General features: G+C 71.4%; 12 protein-coding genes. 2 read left to right on the forward strand and 10 right to left on the reverse strand.

The features are described 5' to 3' along the window. Nucleotides 1–21: 21 nt before the first annotated feature. Entirely contained in the window at nt 22–591 is a 570-nt protein-coding gene (locus tag AMYBE_RS0127775; RefSeq protein ID WP_020662674.1) for a metallophosphoesterase family protein, read from the reverse strand. 254 nt (nt 592–845) lie between these two features. On the opposite strand from AMYBE_RS0127775, the gene AMYBE_RS45875 reads away from it, so the two are divergent. Continuing rightward, complete coding sequence (locus AMYBE_RS45875) at nt 846–4,640, forward strand: glycohydrolase toxin TNT-related protein (RefSeq protein ID WP_425386916.1); 3,795 nt, start codon at nt 846–848, stop codon at nt 4,638–4,640. 60 nt (nt 4,641–4,700) lie between these two features. Here AMYBE_RS45875 and AMYBE_RS0127785 read toward each other — a convergent pair whose 3' ends face one another. The 4 genes from AMYBE_RS0127785 to AMYBE_RS0127805 form a co-directional block, all read right to left on the reverse strand. Next, the gene (locus AMYBE_RS0127785; RefSeq protein ID WP_020662676.1) at nt 4,701–5,288 is read right to left on the reverse strand and encodes a pentapeptide repeat-containing protein; all 588 of its coding nucleotides are present in this window, start codon (nt 5,286–5,288) and stop codon (nt 4,701–4,703) included. An 89-nt stretch (nt 5,289–5,377) separates the two neighbouring features. Continuing rightward, nucleotides 5,378–8,710 (reverse strand): error-prone DNA polymerase, encoded by a 3,333-nt coding sequence (locus AMYBE_RS0127790; RefSeq protein WP_020662677.1) that lies wholly within the window; start codon nt 8,708–8,710, stop codon nt 5,378–5,380. A gap of 220 nt (nt 8,711–8,930) precedes the next feature. Beyond that, the gene (locus AMYBE_RS0127800; protein ID WP_020662679.1) at nt 8,931–10,517 is read right to left on the reverse strand and encodes a DNA polymerase Y family protein; all 1,587 of its coding nucleotides are present in this window, start codon (nt 10,515–10,517) and stop codon (nt 8,931–8,933) included. A 211-nt stretch (nt 10,518–10,728) separates the two neighbouring features. Beyond that, nucleotides 10,729–11,322, reverse strand: coding sequence for a hypothetical protein (locus tag AMYBE_RS0127805; RefSeq protein WP_020662680.1), 594 nt, complete (start codon nt 11,320–11,322; stop codon nt 10,729–10,731). Nucleotides 11,323–12,612: 1,290 nt separating this feature from the next. Between AMYBE_RS0127805 and AMYBE_RS0127810 the strand changes: the two genes are divergently transcribed. Continuing rightward, nucleotides 12,613–13,128, forward strand: coding sequence for a GNAT family N-acetyltransferase (locus tag AMYBE_RS0127810; RefSeq protein WP_020662681.1), 516 nt, complete (start codon nt 12,613–12,615; stop codon nt 13,126–13,128). 46 nt (nt 13,129–13,174) lie between these two features. Here AMYBE_RS0127810 and purH read toward each other — a convergent pair whose 3' ends face one another. The 5 genes from purH to sucD form a co-directional block, all read right to left on the reverse strand. Next, nucleotides 13,175–14,737, reverse strand: coding sequence for a bifunctional phosphoribosylaminoimidazolecarboxamide formyltransferase/IMP cyclohydrolase (purH, locus tag AMYBE_RS0127815; RefSeq protein WP_020662682.1), 1,563 nt, complete (start codon nt 14,735–14,737; stop codon nt 13,175–13,177). Then, a complete protein-coding gene (gene purN / locus AMYBE_RS0127820; RefSeq protein WP_020662683.1) occupies nt 14,734–15,351 on the reverse strand; it encodes a phosphoribosylglycinamide formyltransferase in 618 nt (205 codons plus the stop codon). The genes purH and purN overlap by 4 nt, the downstream gene beginning before the upstream one ends. Nucleotides 15,352–15,425: 74 nt before the next feature. Further along, complete coding sequence (locus AMYBE_RS0127825; protein WP_211226865.1) at nt 15,426–17,018, reverse strand: cell division protein PerM; 1,593 nt, start codon at nt 17,016–17,018, stop codon at nt 15,426–15,428. Nucleotides 17,019–17,264: 246 nt separating this feature from the next. Further along, nucleotides 17,265–17,996: a DUF5336 domain-containing protein gene (locus tag AMYBE_RS0127830; RefSeq protein WP_027928083.1), complete on the reverse strand. Its 732-nt coding sequence runs from the start codon at nt 17,994–17,996 to the stop codon at nt 17,265–17,267. Nucleotides 17,997–18,209: 213 nt separating this feature from the next. Continuing rightward, nucleotides 18,210–19,100: a succinate--CoA ligase subunit alpha gene (gene sucD, locus AMYBE_RS0127835; RefSeq protein ID WP_020662686.1), complete on the reverse strand. Its 891-nt coding sequence runs from the start codon at nt 19,098–19,100 to the stop codon at nt 18,210–18,212. Nucleotides 19,101–19,102 lie beyond the last annotated feature (2 nt).

Below are 19,102 nucleotides of genomic sequence, written 5' to 3' on the forward strand. Positions count from 1 at the left end.
CGGCCATTCTCGCAGACCTCGTCAGGCCCGCTGTGCCCGCACGAGGTCCTCGATCGCCGCCAGCGGAACCGGTGCCAGGTCCCACACGTCGGCACCGACGTTGATCTGCCGTCCGTTGACCTTCCACTCGTCGTGGACGTGCCCGTGCAGCAACCAGGTGTCGCCCGGATCCGGGAGCCGATACCGCGTGTACCGGTCCTCGCCGGTGTGGTCGCCGGTGAACGGGAAGTGCGACAGCAGCACCTGCTGACCGGCGATCTTGCGCCGGGCGAACGCCTGCACCGTCTCGAAGTGCTCCAACCAGGCCCGCTGGTGCCGGTACGCGCCCCGATTGCCCGGCCAGGGCGCGTCGTGATTGCCGGTGACCAGGTGAATGGTGCCGTTGAGCTGCGCCAGCCAAGGCGCCGATCGCGCGAGCCGGCCGATCCCGACGTCGCCGAGATGCCACACCTCGTCCCCGGGCGACACGGTCCGGTTCCACCGGGCGACGATCTCCTCGTCGTGCTCGGCGGGCGCGCCGAAACCGCGCAGCCCGGCCACCATCTCGTGGTCGAAGTGCGTGTCCGACGTGAAGTACACCGCGCTGCCCATCGCCCCTCCCCGGTTCAACCTATCCACCCGTGTGCCTGCCTCGTGCTCGCGACACCACCCGATCGGCCCGCGCGTCATGCCGGGCATCGGGTCCTTCCGGGCTTAAACTCGACGGACCGCACCGCGACCCACCCAGGCGTGTGACCCGTGCCATACCGCGTCCGCCGAGGTCAGCGGGCATGTCAACCTGTCTGAGGGTGGCAAAAGACCCATGCGGGGTGCGTTCGCGCGCGCGAACAGTCAAAATGTTCTCTGTGGCACAACCGACGACGCAGCTGAATGCGACGGAGCAGGACACTCTGGTCAAGCAGATCGGACTGGCCCTGCTGCGCGCCGCCCCGCGCGACTGGCGCAAGGTCTCCGCGGAGTACCGAGCCGTCGGCCGGTACCACGAGCTGACCGGCGAGATCGGGCTCGAGGACGGGTCCACCCAGGAATGGGTGGCCACGCACGACATCGCGACCCTGTTCGGGAGACTCCGCGCCGGGATGTACCGCGACGGCCGCGGCACCTGGTTCAACGCGCGCTACCAGCTCGACCACCCGTCCAGCTACAACCTCGAGTACAACCGTGACGAGCCGCCGTGGCGCCTCGCGCCGCCGCCGCAGGCGTACTCGGACGAGCTGCGCATGTTCCCGCGCACCGAAGAGAACGTGCCGGAGTGGCTGATCCGCCGGATGTCCGGCCTCGGCCCGGAACAGCCCGGCCCGCACTTCCGGATCGCCCGGATCTTCGACACCATCGGGCCGGCCGGCCGGCCGGTCATCAACCGGCCCGACCTGGACATGGACGAGCAGGACCGGCTGCTGGACTACTTGGACCACGCCCCGGTCGTGGTCCAGGACCGCGGCTACGACATCGACCGGCTGGCCCAGACGCCCGAGGCGACGGTGCCGGTCGCGTTCCACAGCGACGGCCAATGGATCTGGCCCGCCGCGGTGAACTTCTACCTCCGCACCTACGGCGTTTCGCCGGAAACGGACCTGATCGAGCACATCCGGGCGAACGCCTTCCAGCTCCCGCCGGTCGACGACCAGGCGCTGCAGGGCGCGGCGGCGTACCTCACCCGGGGCAGCCAGCAGCGGCCCGGTCCGGGCGGACCCGCTGGGCCTGGAGCCGGTGGTCCGGGCGGGCCTGGAGCCGCCGGCCCTGGCGCGGGCGGACCAGCCGCGAGCGGACCGGGTGCAAGCGGACCGGGCGCGGGCGGACCGGGTGGTCCGAACGCCGGCCGCCCCGGCGGTCCCGGCCCGGACGGTGCCGGACCTGACTTCGACGGTCCTGGCGAACCTGATTTCGGCAGTGAACCCGAAGGCTCGCGCGGCATGGACGAGCCCGGCCGCCCCGGTCCGGGCCGCGGTGCGCAGGGCACGCCGGCAGGCGCTCCCGGGGGCCCGAGCGGCCCCGCGGGTCCCGGCGGTCCGCAGGGTCCCGGTGCCGGACCGCAGGGCACCCGAGTGGCCGCCCCGGTGCCCGGCCCTCAGGACAGCTCTGGCGGTTCGCGCGGACTGGGTGTCGCCGCTGCCGCCGCGGGAGCGGTGGGCGCGGCTGGCGCGGTAGGCGCTGCGGAGTACCTCGGCTCGCGTGGCGAACCGGACGCGCCGTCCGGCACCACGAACGGGTCCGCCGCTTACGCCGAGCCCGGTCACCCGCACGAGGCTGGCTACGACGAGCACCCCGACGCCGGTTACGACAACGGCTACGCGCAGCCCGGCTACCCGGCAGAGCACGAGGACTACGAGGAAGCCGCGCCGCACGGTTACGACGAAGCGCCGCATCAGGCCGACGCTTACGCCGGGCAGCACGACTACGACGAACCCGTGCAGCACCAGGCGAACGGCTACGCCGAACCCGTGCCGCACCAGGCGAACGACTACGCCGAGGAGCACGGCTACGAGGAACCGTCCCACCAGGCTGACGGGTACCCGGAACAGCACGGCTACGACGAAACCGCGTCGCACCAGGAAGCTGGTTACGACCAGCCGCACCCGTTCGAAGAAGCGCCGCACCAGTACGACGAGCAGCACAGCTACGACGAGCCGGTGCCGCACGAGGCGTCCGAACCGCACGGCAGCAACCTCCCGAACGGGATCGGAGCCTTCGAGGAACCCGCCGCCCCGGCCGCCGAGGACGGTCTGGTCGGCGCGGGCGGCCTCATCGGAGCCGACGGACTGATCGGGGCGGACAGCCCCGCCGACGAGCCGGCACCCCCGCGTCGGCGCTCCCCCGAGCCGGACGCTGACCGCCGCGGCGAAGCCGACGGCCGTGACCAGGAAGGCGGCCGTCGCCGGGCACGGCCGGACAACGAGCGCGTCGCGCAGCCGGACGACATCCCGCTGAACGCCGACCGGTATGGCGAGCCGGAAGACCACCTGCATGGCGGCGACGCCCAGGCCGCCGAGTCCGAGGAGGGTCGGCGCAGCTCCGAGGCGCCGGTCGAAGCCCCGGCGAACCTGGCCGAGGCGAAGCAGGCAGCAGAACCAGCCGAGCACGGCAGTCACGCGGGTGCGGCGGCCGCGGGCCTTGCCGCGGCCGGTGGCCTGGCTGCCGCCGGCCTCGCCGCCGCGCGCGGACGGGGTCACGGGGCCGAGAGCCAGCACGGCCAGCCGGAGCATCCTGCGGAAGCGGCTTTCGAGCAGGGCTTCGACGGCGGCCAGTACGAGCAGTACGACGGCGACGAGGACCACACCGAAGAGCACCACGACCTGGTCCCCAGCCACAGCGGCACCGGACCGGTCGACGACGGCGAGGACCACACGGCCCCGTACCAGCCGATCGACGCAGGCCATGAGGAGCCGGTGCTCTTCACGCACGGCAACGAACCGGCGCGCGACGAGGAGCAGCCGTTCGCGCACGCCGAGGGTTACGACGACGAGCGCCGCGACGAGCCCGCGTACGACGCTGGCCCGCCCACCGCGACCATCCGCCCGGGCGACGAGATCCCTGGCGCGCTGCCGGTGCCGCAAATGCCGGTCCCGCCGCCCTCCGGCGGTCGCCGGGCCGCGCGCGAACAGGCCGAGCCGACTCCGGTCCGGCGCCGTGAGGCGCCTGCCGAGCCGGAGCTGGCCGATCTGCAGGCGAAGCTCGACGAGCTGGACGTGCCCGAGGCCGCGTACCGGCTCGGCGGCCCCACCGAACGCGGATGGAGCGTCGAGCAGGTCGGCGAGGGCTGGCGGGTCGGCTGGTACGACGGCGAGCTGATCAACCCGGCCGTTTTCGGCGACGCCGAGGACGCGGCCGCGTTCATGCTCGGCAAGGTGCTGCTGCACCCGGACGGCTACGTCGTGTCCGAGTCCGCGCCTCCGGTGCCGGAACCGGTTCCCGCCGCGCCGAAGGCACCGGTCCTGGCGACCCTGTCGCCGGAAATCGCGACCGGCTCGTTCCCGGTGCGGCCCAGGGACAACGTGCCGCCCCAGGAGCAGACCGCGTTCACCCCCGCCGACCAGCTGCTGGCCGACGACGAACCGCCGGTCCGGCAGCCTCCGCCGCCGGTGGCGCCGCCGACCCAGGTCGCCCCGCCGGTCGCACCGCCGACCCAGGTCACTCCTCCGGTGGCACCGCCCACGCAGGTGGCTCCGCCGGTGGCACCGCCGACCCAGGTCGCCTCTCCGGTCGCGCCGCCGACCCAGGTCGCGCCGCCGGTCGCGCCGCCGCGCCGGGAAGCTCCGGCCCGCCGCGAGGAGCGCGCGAACGGCGGCCAGTGGCCGATCGGGCCGCTGTCCGGCGAGCCGCCGCTGACCCTGTTCCGCGGCAAGGAGCTGCGCGAGCTGCCCCCCGGCAGCGAACTGGACCGGTTCGGCGGCCCGAACGGCAACCTGACCTACGCGGCCGGCACGCCGTTCGAGGAGCGGTCGCTGGTGCCGGAGTGGGTGAACCGGCCCTACCACGTGTACCGGGTGCAGCGGCCGCTGGAAACCCTTGCCGGCGTGGCGATTCCGTGGTTCAACCAGCCGGGTGGCGGATCGGCGTACCTGCTGCCGGCGAGCATCGAGGAACTGCTCGCCGAGGGCGATCTGATCGAACTGGATCCGGGCGAACCGCCGATCGACTGAGCGGACTGAAGAGAAGGGGCGGGGCCTTCGGGCCTCGCCCCTTCTGCTGTCCCGGACCGGTTACTTCACGACGAGCCCGTTGGCCGCCGCGAACGCCACCGCCAGCTCCACGTCCACGTACGCTCCGCGCAAATCAGCCTGCACCAGCCCGTTCGCGTCCACCGCCGCGCCGCGCAGGTCGGCACCGGGGAACTTCGCGCCGATCATCCGGGCACCGGACAGGTCCGTGTTCCGCAAGTCGGAATCCGTCAGGTCAGCCTCGTTCAGGTTCACTTCCCGCATCCGCAAGCCGGACAGGTCCAGTTTCCGCATCCGTCCGCGGGCGAACGACGCCAGCGACAGGTCGCATTCGGTCAGCGCGATGCCGGTGAACCGGCAGTCCACAAAGGACGATCCGAGCAGGGAGCAGGACGACCAGCGGCTGTCCGCGAGCACCGTCCGGTCGAAGGTGCACGAGCGGAATGCCGACGCGTCGTGCCGTGCGCCGGTCAGGTCGACCTTGGTGAAGTCGCAGTGGTCGAAAGTGCAGCCGCGGGTGCGCAGGTCGCGCAGGTCCGCCTCGGTGAAATCGCAGTCCGCGAACTGGCGTTTTTCCCACCACTGGCCGGAAAGTCGCGCTTCGGTGTAGTCCTCGCCGGTCTCGGTCACCTCGACAGGATGTCATCCGCCCCGTCGGCGGCGTTTGAACGGGGTGGTCGCGAACCGCCGGAGCGGCTGTGTCCACGATACGGCGGCGATCATCGGAAGTCGCGGGACCGGGTAGGGATGCGCAGCGTCAGCTGCTCCATTTTCTCCGCGCGCACGCTCGCGACGCCGTCTGCTTTCTCCACCACGCCGCGCACCAGAAGCGCCGCACTGCCGCGGGCGATGCGGTGGAATCGTTGCCACAGCCCGAGCGTGCAGATCACGTTCACCATGCCGGTTTCGTCTTCGAGATTCAAGAACGTGACTCCGCCGGCGGTCGCCGGGCGCTGGCGGTGCGTGACCGCTCCGCCGACCAGCACGCGCGCGCCGTCGGGCAGATGCAGCAGTTTGTCGGCGGTGACCACGCCCCGCGCGTCGAGCCGGTCGCGGATGAACTCGGTCGGGTAGCTGCCGGGCGAGATCCCGGTGGCCCACACGTCGGCGGCGGCGAGGTCGAGCCCGTCCATTCCGGGCAGCATCGGCGCGTCCACGCCGACACCGGTGCCGGGCAGTTTGTCCGGCCGGTCCTGCGCGACCGCGCCCGCCGACCACAAAGCCTGCCGCCGGTCCGTGCCGAACTCGCTGAACGCGCCCGCGGTGGCCAGCGCTTCCAGCTGCGGCGTGGTGAGCCGGACGCGGCGGCCGAGGTCGGACATGCTCTCGTAACGCCCGTTCGCCGTCCGTTCGGCCACGATCTCCTTGGCCAGTGTCTCGCCGATCGCCCGGACGGTGCCGAGCCCGCCGCGCACCGCGTGGTACTTCTCGTTGCCCGGCAACGCTTCCAGCGTGGCGTGCGGCAGGCTGCGGTTGATGGCCGGGCCGAGCGTGCTCACCCCGTGCCGGCGCGCGTCCGCCACCAGCGACTGCGGCGAGTAGAACCCCATCGGCTGCGCGCGAAGCAGGCCGGCACAGAACGCGTCCGGGTGGTAGTACTTGAAATACGCGCTCGCGAACACCAGGTGCGCGAAGCTCAGCGCGTGGCTTTCCGGAAACCCGAAGTTGGCGAATGCCTTGAGTTTCTGGAAGATCTTCTCCGCCAGCTCCGCGTCCAGCCCGTTGGCCATCGCACCGTCGAGGAACCGGCGGTGCAGCCGCTCCATTTTCCGCTGCGACCGTTTGGACCCCATCGCGTGCCGCAGCTGATCGGCTTCGGCCGGGGTGAAATCGGCGACATCCAAGGCGATCTGCATCATCTGTTCCTGGAAAAGCGGCACCCCCAGTGTCTTGTCCAGCGCCTTTTTCAGCAGCGGATGGTCGTGCTCCCACTGCTCGCGTCCCTGCCTGCGCCGGATGTAGGGGTGCACCGACCCGCCCTGGATCGGGCCGGGACGGATCAGCGCCACTTCCACTGCCAGGTCGTAGAAGGTTGTCGGCCGCAACCTCGGCAGCGTGGCGAGTTGCGCCCGGCTCTCCACCTGGAACACGCCGATCGCGTCGGCGCGGCACAGCATTTCGTAGATGTTCGCGTCGGTGAGGTCCAGTTCGGCGAGGTCGACGTCCTCGCCCTTGAATTCGAGGACCAGGTCGTGCATGTAGTGCAGCGCGGAAAGCATCCCGAGCCCGAGCAGGTCGAATTTCACCAGCCCGACCGCGGCGCAGTCCTCCTTCTCCCATTGCACGACACTGCGGTTCTCCATCCGTGCCCATTCGACCGGGCACACCTGGCTCACCGGTTCCCGGCACATCACCATGCCGCCGGAGTGGATGCCGAGGTGGCGCGGGAAGTCTTCGAGCGCGAAGGCGAGCTGCACGACGTCGCGCGGGATGTCGTGGTCGTGGTCTTTTTCCGTGCGCTGCAATGCGCCCCAGCGGTCGATCTGTTTGCTCCACGCGTCCTGCTGGCCCGGCGAATAGCCGAGCGCGCGGGCGGCGTCGCGGATCGCGGAGCGAGCGCGGTAAGTGATGACGTTCGCGACCTGCGCGGCGTTGTACCGGCCGTGTTTGCCGTAGACGTACTGGATCACTTCCTCCCGCCGGTCGGACTCGATGTCGATGTCGATGTCCGGGTACCCGTCGCGATCAGGGGCGAGAAACCGTTCGAAGAGCAGTTTCGCTTCCACCGAATCGACTTTGGTGATCTCCAGCGCGTAGCAGACCGCCGAGTTGGCGGCGGATCCTCGTCCCTGGCAAAAGATGTTCGCCTCGCGGCAGAACCGCGCGATGTCCCAGACGATCAGGAAGTACCCTGGGAATTCGAGCTTTTCGATGACCTCCAGCTCGTGCTGGATCTGCTTGCGCGCCTTTTCTTCGTGCTTCTTGCCCGAGTAACGCTTGTCGAATCCGGCCCAGACGAGTTCTCTCAGGTAGGTAGTCTCGGTTCGGCCCGCCGGCACGTCGAACGGCGGCAGCTCCGGCGCGAGCAGGTCCAGCTGGAACGCGCATTCCATGCCCAGCAAAGCCGATCGCTGTACCGCGCCCGGGTATCGGGCGAAGGTATCCGCCATTTCGTTGCCAGAGCGCAAAAACGCGGTTCCGTCGCTGGGCAGCCAGCCTTCGAGGTCGTCGATGCTGCGCCGGGCGCGGATGGCCGCGAGCGCGTCCGCGAGCCGGCCGCGTTCCGGCCGGGCGTAGTGCGCGGCGGTGGTCGCGATGGTGGGCAGATTGAGTTCACCGGCCATCTTGGCGAGCAGGTCGTTGTGTGTGCTGTCCAGCGGCTGGCCGTGGTCGATCAGCTCGACGTACACCTGGGTTCGCCCGAACAGCTCCACCAGCCGGCGCAGTTCGGCGATCGCCGCGTCCGGTCCTTCGCGGACCAGGGCCGAGCGTACCGCTCCCTTCCGGCACCCGGTGAGCACCGCGCATTTCCCCGCGACTTCCTCGGCAACCGCGCGCAGATCGTAGATCGGCCGCCCTTTCTCCGCGCGGTCCTCGTTTTGCCGGTCGTGCCCGTGCAGCTGCCCTGCGGTGATCGCGCGGCACAGCGCGCGGTAGCCCTCGTCGCCGCGGGCAAGCAGCAGCAGATGTTCGCCTTCGGGGTCGGCGACGCCGTTCTGCGGCGCGGACAGCCCGAAACTCAGCTCGGTGCCGAATACCGTTGCCACGCCCAGCTCTTTGGCCGCTTCCGCGAATCGGACGACGCCGTACATCCCGTCGTGGTCGGTGAGCGCGATGGCGTCGAGCCGCAGCCGCGCGGCTTCCTCCACCAGTTCCTCGGGATGGCTCGCCCCGTCGAGGAAGCTGAAGTTGGAATGACAGTGCAGCTCGGCGTACGCCACTCGCGGTTCGGACTCGAAGTCGGCGCGCGGCGGCGGAATGTCCGCCGGACGCCGGTACCCCTCGCGCTTGCGTCCCCACGCCGGACTGTCGCCGTGGTCCCCGGCCGGCATCCCGCCGGACAGCGCTCGTGCGAGGTCCTTCCACGGGACCGGCGGGTTGTTCCAGTTCATCTCAGCACATCCAGCCCTGCAGCTCGTCACCCGGCAAAGTTTCCGCCGCTCGCGCCGGATTCCACGTCCGGACGCCACTCTTCCCGAGACCGGCGAATCGCTCAGTCCGGCCAGTTTTCCGTCGAGCGGCGAGGTTTCGGGATCAGCCAGGAGACGGCAACCGGCTCGGCTGGCACCGCGATCTCGACCGGTGCCCGGGGGGCGGGAAATTCGGGGTCCATCAGTCGTAGCTTCCTTCCACTGTCCACACTGGATTTTCGGTTCCGGAGCATCGGACCAGAACCGCTTCCGGCGCCTCGTTTTCGCCGGCGTCGAGCAGCAGCTGCAGCCGCGCCTGCTGTGGTCCGGCCGAGCGCCGCCCGGAGGTGACCGGCCACGGCCCGGCCCATCCGGTGATCGGCCGAGCCGGCCCGCCCGCGACGCGAAGCCCGTGCGGCGGCGCGGTGAGCTTCTTGCGCGCGGTGAGCCCGACCGGCCGCCCCTGTTCGTCGACGACCTGAACCGGCAACGGCTTTTCCAGCACCGTCGCCGGCGATGGCGACGGCAGCCGCGCCGGCCAAGTCGCGTCCGGCGGCGCCCCGGTCTCCCGCGGATCACCCCAGGGGACAAGCCGGACGCGGCTGGCCGGATCGCGTCCGCCGTCGAGCATCGGAGTGACCACGCCGTCCGGACCGAGCAGGCTCTGCACCCGGACGAACGCGCGCCCGGCCCGTTCAGCGGCCAGTTCCTCGTCCTCGCCCGGCCCGGCGCCGGGATCGCCGCCGTGCCACAGCCCGAGCTGCAAAGACCGTCCCTCGACGGTTTCCTCGGGTTCGAGCCGCAACCGCGCCACCCCGGCAGTCGGCCGCTCTCCTGGTGCGGCCTTCAGCCAGCCCTCGAACTGCCACCGCACCCGGTCGGCGACCCCTTGCGGGGTCAGGGGTTCCGCGCATCGCCAGACCCGGCCGAGCTGCTCGCCGTTTTCCGTGGTGGCGTAGATGCCGAGCCGAGTGCAGGCCAGCCCGCGGTCAGCCAGCACCGCGTGGAACCGCGCGCCGAGCTTCTTGGCTTGGAACGCGGCCACGTCCACCCGCGCCAGCACCGGATCGAACGACTCCGAAAGCGTCAGCTCCGGCGGCGGCTTGCGCCGCAACGGCGGCCGATCGGACAACCCGCGGGCCAGCCGGTGCGCCAGCACACCGGTGCCCCCGAACCGAGCCCCCACGTCCCGCTCGCCGAGCGCGGCGAACGCCCCCAGCGTGCGCAACCCGAGCCGGACCAGCAGGTCGACCAAGTCCGCCCGCTCGGCACCCGGTTGATCCAGGTCGGAAACCGGCAGCGGAGAGAGGAATTCGGCGGCTCGCCCGGGCTCGACCAGTTCGCCGCGGCGTGCCGCGAGCGTCGCCGCGAACAGCCCTTCCGACACCCCGACCTGACACTCGACGCCAGCCGCCGCGGCCACCTGGTCCACGAGCTGCTCCGCGAGCCGCGGTTCGCCGCCGAAATACCCGGCCGCTCCCGCGACGGGCACCGCGAGCAGCCCCGGCCGTACTACTTCCAGGCCGACGACCAGTTCTTCGACCGCAAGCGCGACGTTTTCGAACAGCCGGGCGTCCCGCGCCTCGTCGACCCCGAACACCGCCAGGTCCGGGCAGTGGGACTCGGCCTCGCGCCGCCGCATCCCGCGCCGCACGTTCCGCGTCCGGGCCACCGCCGTGCAGGCGACGACCCGGTTGGCGTGAAACACCGCCGCCGGCCGGGTGAGCGCGCTCCCCGCCGCCGCGACGGCCGCGACCGCGGGCCAGTCCGGGCACCACACGACCAACATCCGCGCCGGGTTTCGGCGCGGATCTCGGGACCGCTGGGAGACAGTCATGCTCGCCGCCCGATGACGAAGCCACCGGGTTGTTCCCGGCGGAGGGCGAAGGCCGACTCGCCTGCTCCGGCAAGCCAACGCCCGGCGAAAACGACTCGCCCACCGGCAACCCGATCACCTGCTCCGGCAAACCAGCGCTCGGCGAAAACCACACTCCGGCCTGTCATCCGACAGCCTCCTCCCGTACCGCGACGCGCTTTCCGCCTCGGGAGACCCGTCCGTCCGGTCCGGGGAGAAGCATCGGTGCCGACCGGGGCCGGGCCGCCGCGCCTCGGCCCCGGACCCGCACCTCGACCGGCCGGGACTGCAGATGTCCGGCACCGCGGTCGAGCACCCCGGTCCAGGTGCCCGGGATGCAGTGGAACTCGACGTCCGTGGCAGGCCACTGCCCCAGCGAAAGCAGCACCGCCCCTCGATGCCGTGCCCGCGCCGCGAGCCGGCGCGCGACGTCCGGCCGCACTGAACGCGACTCGGTGACAACCAGATCGACCCCGTCGATCAACGCCCCCATCACCGCCGCGTACTCGGCTCCCGGCCGCGGAACCAACGCGAGCCGCGAAACAACGACCCCGTGCTCCGCCGCCGCGACGATCCCCAGCGACGGCACCCCGACCACCGCGGCCCACGCCCCAGCGACGGTCGCCTCCGCGAGCAACGCGAACAGCAACGAGGTGGAGTGATGCACCGCCACGACGCTCCCGCGCCGCAACCCGGCGCCGGGAAGGAGATCGGCCAGCGCGGGAACGACCGGAAGCATCCGCCCGGCCGCGCCGCTCCAGTCCGCCCGGGAAACCCGTTCGGCCGCAACGGTGCTGGCGGTGCTGACCCCGGGCAGGGACGTCAGCGTGGCGAGCGTCGTTTCCTCGGACGGCGGATCAGCCGGGCGAAGACGAGTCGGGGGGCGGAGCCGAAGCGGGGGCTCGGGCGGTTCCGCTCCGTCGGTGCGGTCTGCCGGACGTGCCGAAGCAGGAGGTTCGAAAGGAACCACCGCGCCGGACTCGCCCGGCTGGCTGGGCGGAGCGGAGGGCAACTGCCGCAATCGGGGCGGCGGTTCGGCGGATTCCGCCGAACACCCCAGCTCCGCGGAAAAACCAGGTCGATCCGAGAGACTTCGCGGGATGGGCGACGTCGCCGAACCACGCGGGCCCGGCGAACCAGCAACCCGCTCGAACTGCCGCCGCGCACGAAGCCCGGGCGACTTCCCCGCCGCTTCGCTGGAAACGGTCGGCACCCACCGTTCGAACAACGCTTCCGCAGAGTGTCGAGTAAGAACAGATCCGTTGCCCGCCAACGGAAGTGCCGGCTTCGGCGCGGACACCGAAGCCGCGGATACGGGCTCCTTCGCCAAGGATTCCAGCCCGGACCACGGAACGAGGATTTCCCACGAGTGTGCCGGCCGCGCCGCCGGCACACTCGTGGACGCAGCAGCCACGGCGTCCCCGCCAGCCGCGGCTGTCCGTGACTTTCGACCAGCTTCCTTGACCGAGGCCGCCGGAAACCTCGGCATACCAGCACCATCCGCCGTGCAGGCACCATCCGCCGTGCAGGCACCATCCGCCGTGCAGGCACCGGCCGCCGCGCTCGGCTCACCGGCCGCGCGCGAAGCCACCCCAGCCACGCTCACGTCCAGCGACCCGAGCGGCCCCGCAACTTCAAGGCCACCGCCCACGACAACCGCCCCCGCGGTCGCCAAGACGGCGGCTTCTCCCGCGCCTCCCTCGGCCCGGGAAACCCCGGCAACCCCCGCAGTCGCTCCAGCAGTCACCGGTCCTCCTTCCTCCGTACGGCCGGCGCACCCGTCCAGGGCAGGAAGTCCGCAGACCCTGCCCAGGACGGATGCCGGCACGCCGCGGGGAAGGCGGCTCCGCATCGCCCACGCGGCTCTCCCCCGCGCAGGTCACCTGACAATCGCACCCAGTGAACACTCCACTGCGTCGAACATCTGTTCGACGCAGTCCAGCAAACACCCCGGCCCGCCCCCTGTCAAGCGCACGTCAGCACATTCCCCGGGCAACCGGGGAATGTGCTCTCTACACTGGGAAGCCTGATGAAAACAGGACACATCGCCCTGCGGGGTTTCACCGAAGCCGATCTGCCCGCGGTCGACCGGTTCGCCACCGACCCGGACGCAGCCGGTCAGTTCGGCTGGGCCGGGTTCGCCGGGGCACAGGCCGGGCGAAGGCGGTTCGCCGAGGACGGGTTCCTCAGCCCGGCGTCCAGCGCGGTCGCGGTGGCGGTCGACGACACCGTCGCGGGAATGGCGAGCTGGGAAGCCGCGGACCGAGGCGGGCCAGCCGGCGGGTGCTTCGCCGTCCGCGTCGCGCTGCTGCCGGATCACCGTAGCCACAGCGTCCGCGAGAAGGCGCACGCGCTCCTCGCCGACTACCTCTTCCGGCACACCCGCGCGCACCGGCTCGAAACCTTCGTCGACAGCGAAGATCTGGCCGCTCAGCAGGCGCTCGAGAAGGCCGGCTTCCACCGCGAAGGGCTGCTGTGCCAAGCCTTCTGGCGCGACGGCGGCTACCGCGACCAGGTCGTCTACGCGCTTCTGCGCGAGGGGTAAAACAAACCGGCCAGGACCCGAAGGTCCCGGCCGGTCCGCGAGAAAATCAGTGCGCGAAGTGCCGCGTGCCGGTCAGGTACAGCGTCATCCCGGCTGCCTCGGCGGCCGCGATCACCTCGGCGTCCCGGATCGACCCGCCGGGCTGCACGACGGCCCGCACACCGGCCTCGATCAGCACCTCGAGCCCGTCCGGGAACGGGAAGAACGCGTCCGACGCGCCGACCGAGCCCTTCGCCCGGTCACCCGCCCGCGAGACCGCCAGCCGCGACGAGTCCACCCGGTTGACCTGGCCCATGCCGACCCCGACGGTCGCCTGCTCGTGCGCCAGCAGGATCGCGTTCGACTTCACCGCGCGCAGCGCCCGCCACGCGAACTCCAGGTCCGCCAGGGTCTGCTCATCGGCCGGCGCACCGGTGGCCAGCGTCCAGTTCGCCGGGTTGTCGCCGTCCGCGTCGATCGCGTCCGGGGTCTGCACGAGCACGCCGCCGGAGATCGGCCGGAGCTCGACCGGGGCCGCGTTCTCGATCGCCGGCAGCTTCAGCAGCCGCACGTTCTTCTTGCGCTGCAAGATCTCCAGCGCTTCCGGCTCGAACTCAGGCGCCAGCACGACCTCGGTGAACACCTCGGCGATCTGCTCCGCCGCTTCGACGCTCACCGGCCGGTTCGTGGCGATCACGCCGCCGTACGCGGACACCGGGTCGCAAGCATGCGCCTTACGGTGCGCTTCGGCGACGTCCACGCCGACAGCGATCCCGCACGGGTTGGCGTGCTTGATGATCGCGACAGCCGGCTCCGAGAAGTCGAAGGCGGCCCGACGCGCCGCATCGGTGTCGACGTAGTTGTTGTACGACATCGCCTTGCCGTGAAGCTGCTCCGCATGCGCGAGGCCCGGCTGCGCGCTGCGGTACAGCGCCGCCTTCTGGTGCGGGTTCTCGCCGTAGCGCAGAACGTCCGCACGGTCCCACGTCGCTCCGAGGAAGTCCGGGAAGCCACTGTCGTCGGCGGGCGCGTACGCGTTGGCGAACCACGACGCGACAGCGGTGTCGTACGCGGCAGTGTGTGCGTACGCCTGCGCGGCGAGCCGCTTACGGTCCGAGAGCTCGAAGCCGCCCGCGGAAACCTGCTCCAGCACCCACGCGTAGCGCGTCGGGTCCACCACGACCGCGACGCTGCCGTGGTTCTTCGCTGCCGCGCGCACCATCGCCGGCCCGCCGATGTCGATGTTCTCGACGCAGTCCTCGAAGCTCGCGCCGGACGCGACAGTCGCCTGGAACGGGTACAGGTTCACCACGAGCAGGTCGAACGCCGCGATCTCGAGCTGCTTGAGCTGCGCGACGTGCTCGTCGTTGTTCTGGTCGGCGAGCAGCCCGGCGTGCACGCGCGGGTGCAGCGTCTTGACCCGGCCGTCGAGCGACTCGGGGAACCCGGTGACCTGCTCGACCGGGGTGACCGGGACCCCGGCGTTCGCGATGACCTTCGCGGTGCCGCCGGTCGACACGATCTCCACGCCGGCCGCGTGCAGGCCGGTCGCGAGCTCGAGCAGGCCGGCCTTGTCCGAGACGCCGATCAGCGCGCGCCGGACCGGGCGCCGCCCCTGTGCTGTGCTCACGAAAACCTCACCTTTCGTCCGTCCACGGTGCACCCACCACGGCCGAGTCGCTCGATCGTTTCAACCAGCAGCCTGCGTTCCACGGCTTTGATCCGCTCGTGCAGGACGTCTTCGGTGTCGTCGTTCTCCACCGGCACCGCCTCCTGGGCGATGACCGGTCCGGTGTCCACGCCGGCGTCGACGAAATGCACCGTCGACCCGGTGACCCGCACGCCCGCGGCCAGCGCGTCGGCGACCGCGTGCATCCCGGGGAACGACGGCAGCAGCGCGGGATGAGTGTTGATCACCCGGCCCGCGAACCGGGCCAGGAACTCCGGCCCGAGGATCTTCATGAAGCCCGCCGACACGACCAGGTCCGGCTGATACGCCGCGACCGCGTCGGCGAGCGCGACGTCCCACGCGGCGCGGTCTGGATGGTCGGCGACGCGCACGGTGAACGACGGCACGTGGACCCGTTCCGCCCGCGCGAGCGCCTCGATGCCGGCGCGGTCGGCGCCCACGGCGACGACGTCGGCCGGGAATCCCGGCTTCGCCACCGCGTCGAGCACGGCCTGCAGCAGCGTGCCGGAACCGGACGCGAGCACGACGATCTTCACCGGGGCGGACAGGTCCAAGCGGCTGGCCAGAACGGGCTCCTTGCACGGCGGTACGCCTCGGGCGCACGGCGCTTCACCAGGTCACCCCAACCTTAACGGTCGTCTCCCGCGGGCTTGGCGTCGCCGGAGTCCTCGGTGGACTCGGTCACAGCCGATGGCTTCCCCGGCTCGTCGTCCGATGGCTTCCCGGGCTCGTCGTCCGACGGCTCGGCGGCCGTTTCCCCGGCGTCGACAGCTTCCGCTTCCGGCAGGTCTTCCAGCAGCTCGAGGCCAAGTTCGGCGTCCGCCTCGGCATCGAATTCGTCGTACTCGGGTTCTTCGGGTCCGGGCTCTTCTTCGGGCTCGGCCGGGTCCTCGTCCTCGTCCTCGTCGGCGTCCGGCTCGGCCGGGTCCTCGTCGGCGTCGGAGTCGGGCTCGGAGTCGTCCTCCGTGTCCTCGGCCGCTTCCGCCGCCGCCTCGTCCGGCTCTGTCTCGTCGTCTGTCTCGGCGAGATCCTCGTCCTCGTCGACCAGCAGCCCGGCCGGCACCGGCGGCTCGTGCGCCCCGGCGAAGAACGCCACGAACCCGGCCGGGATCACCACCCAGCAGAACGCAACGATCGACGCCACTCCGACCGGCACGCTGACCGGGTCGAACGGGCCGTCGCCGAGCCGTCCGCCGGCGAGGGTGCCGAGCAGCACGCAGCCGAACCCGACTACCGCGCCCGCCACGACGACCACCCGCAGCCGGGCCGCCGGATCGTCGTCCACCGCGCGGACCGACCAGCCGACCAGCACGCCGACCGCCAGCGGCAGCACCATCAGCGCCGGCCACCAGGTCGCGGCGTGCTCCGGGATCCCGCCGAGCAGCGGGACCGCCGGAACCTCCCCGCCGCGGTAGCCGACCAGGTGCACGGCGAGGCCGCCGATGCTGAACCCGGGCCCGCTCACGAACGACATCGCGGCCACCACCGCGTTCGGCAGGTACAGCACGGACAGCAGGAGCAGGCCGAAGCTGCTGCCGAACGTCGGCGCGAACAGGCTGGACACCGTGCGCGCCGACAGCGCGGTGGCGATGGTCAGCGTCAGCGCGCCAGCTGCCAGGAGCGCGAACAGCCCCAGCAAGCCCGCCCGCGCGCCGCGCATTGCCAGCGGGTCGAGCCGGTCCGCGATCGTGGCCGGCAGCCCGAACCGCCGCAGCACGCCGCAGCCGGCCGCCAGCGCCGAGATCGCAGCGGGCACCAGCACGGCCAGCGCCACGTTCGCACGCACCGGCTGGCCGAGCGAGAACAGCGAGATCGCGAGCCCGAACAGCAGATGCGCGCCGGACATCGCGGCGATCAACGGGATCGCGTGCCGCGGGCGTTCGCAGCCGAGCCGTTGGACGGCACGGGATGCCGCGCGCGCGATCAGCACCACGACGCCGACCGTCGGCAGCAGCGGCAGCATGCCCAGCGGATGCCCGCCGATGCCGAGCTCGACCTGGTAGGCGGCCAGCCAGCCGGGCCCGGCTGACAGCAGCACTCCGCCCGCGGAGAACACCGCGTGCTCGGCGGTCAGTACGACCAGCGCGAGCAGCGTCGCGACGACCGCGTAGCCGGTGACGATCGGACCGAAGGCCGCGGCGAGCACCACCCGGAGCCGGGATCCCTGCCGGACCGCCGGATCGGCGGACGCCGGGCGTCCGGGACTGGTGAGCACCTGCATGCACTCGACCATGGCATCCGCACTCGGCCGTCCGGGTGAGGCACGCCGCCCGTCGGACGTGGCGAATCCAACGCCCACCCGGTCGGGGCACGAGGGAAAGAAAAACACCCGCTGTGACACGGAGAGTCACAGCGGGTGGGCGGCCCCGCGGCTGGCTGGTCCGTGAAGGGCCCCTTGAGGGACGTAGATTCCCTCAAGGGGCCCTTCACGGACTTCTCACCACCCGTGAACCGGAAAACCTCGGTTTCAGCCTTGCTGTCCGAAACCACCGGGCGGGGTGCCCGGCTTGTTCTGGTCAGCGGGTGGCTGGAAGAACTGGCCCTGCTGCGGCGCGTACGTGGTGGCCTGCGCGCCCGGCGGCGTCGCGGGCGGCTGACCGGCGGGCGGCTGCTGCGGCGCGCCGGCCGGCGGCTGCGGCTGGCCCGGGGCCGCCGGCTGGTACTGCGTCGGCTGGTACTGGCCCGGCTGGCCGAACGGCTGCTGATACGCCGGGACGGACGGCTGCGGCGTCGGCGGCTTGAGCACGCCGTACTCGAACAGCAGCACCGCGACCGACGCCAGCATCTGCAGGATGCCGAGGATCAGCACCACGATGACGATGCCCGGGACGGTCTGCGCGGAGATGACCACGTCGAGCGCGGTCAGCCCGCCGATCACGCTGAACAGCGCCGCGAACGGCAGCGTCTTCGGCCCGTTGGGCAGCGCGTTGAGCGCCGACAGCAGACCGCCGACCAGCAGGAACAGGATGGTCTGCCCGGCGCCGCCCGCCTCGGAGGCGAAGCCGAGGAAGTACTGCACGACGCCCAGCGCGGTCACCCCGAGCGAGAGCAGCAGCGGAAGGTTCGGCGGCGCTCCGGCGCCCATCGCGGGCGGGCCCTGCTGGGGCTGGGGCTGCTGCGGGAACCCGCCCGACGGGGGCGGTCCCTGGGACGGCTGGCCCTGCTGGGGGTAGCCGGGCCCGCCACTGGGGAAGGTCATCGGAAGCTCTCCTGTCTCATCGACCGGCGGTTCGAGTCCTGCGGCGCCCCGGGCAGCTGCGTCTCCCCGCGCACGAGTGAGTGCACGCTAGCGCATCCGCCAAGGGCCGTACGCGACGTTGGACGTGCGGAACGCCGGATCGGTTGCGGGCAAAACGGACGGAGGCCGGGCACCGTGTCGGTACCCGGCCTCCGCCAGTGGAGTCGCTGCTGGTCAGCCGAGGCTGTTGTACAGCTCCCGGGCGAGAACCGCGGTCTCGCTCGGGGTCTTGCCGACCTTGACGCCGGCGGCCTCGAGGGCCTCCTTCTTCGCCGCGGCGGTGCCCGACGAACCGGAGACGATCGCGCCCGCGTGGCCCATCGTCTTGCCCTCCGGGGCGGTGAAGCCCGCGACGTAGCCGACGACCGGCTTGGTCACGTTCTCCTTGATGTAGGCCGCTGCGCGCTCCTCGGCGTCGCCGCCGATCTCGCCGATCATCACGATGACCTTGGTGTCGGCGTCCTTCTCGAACGCCTCGAGGGCGTCGATGTGGGTGGTGCCGATGATCGGGTCGCCGCCGATGCCGACCGCGGTCGAGAAGCCGATGTCCCGCAGCTCGTACATCATCTGGTAGGTCAGCGTGCCGGACTTCGACACGAGGCCGATCGGGCCGCCCTTGGCGATGTCGGCCGGGATGATGCCGGCGTTCGACTTGCCGGGGCTGATCACGCCGGGGCAGTTCGGGCCGATGATGCGGGTCTTGTTGCCGTTGGCGACCGCGTGCGCCCAGAAGTAGGCCGAGTCGTGCACCGGGATGCCCTCGGTGATCACCACGGCGAGCGGGATCTCGGCGTCGATCGCCTCGATGACCGCGTCCTTGGCGAACTTCGGCGGCACGAAGATGACCGACACGTCGGCGCCGGTCTCCTTGATGGCTTCCTCGACCGTGCCGAACACGGTGAGTTCCTTGCCCTCGATGGTGACCGTCTGGCCGGCCTTGCGGGCGTTGACGCCGCCCACGATGTCGGTGCCGGACTTCAGCATCTTGGTCGCGTGCTTCATGCCCTCGGAGCCGGTGAGCCCCTGCACGATGACCTTGCTGTTCTCGTTCAGGAAGATCGACATGT

This window comes from Amycolatopsis benzoatilytica AK 16/65, assembly GCF_000383915.1.
In the GTDB taxonomy this organism is placed as follows: Bacteria; Actinomycetota; Actinomycetes; order Mycobacteriales; family Pseudonocardiaceae; genus Amycolatopsis; species Amycolatopsis benzoatilytica.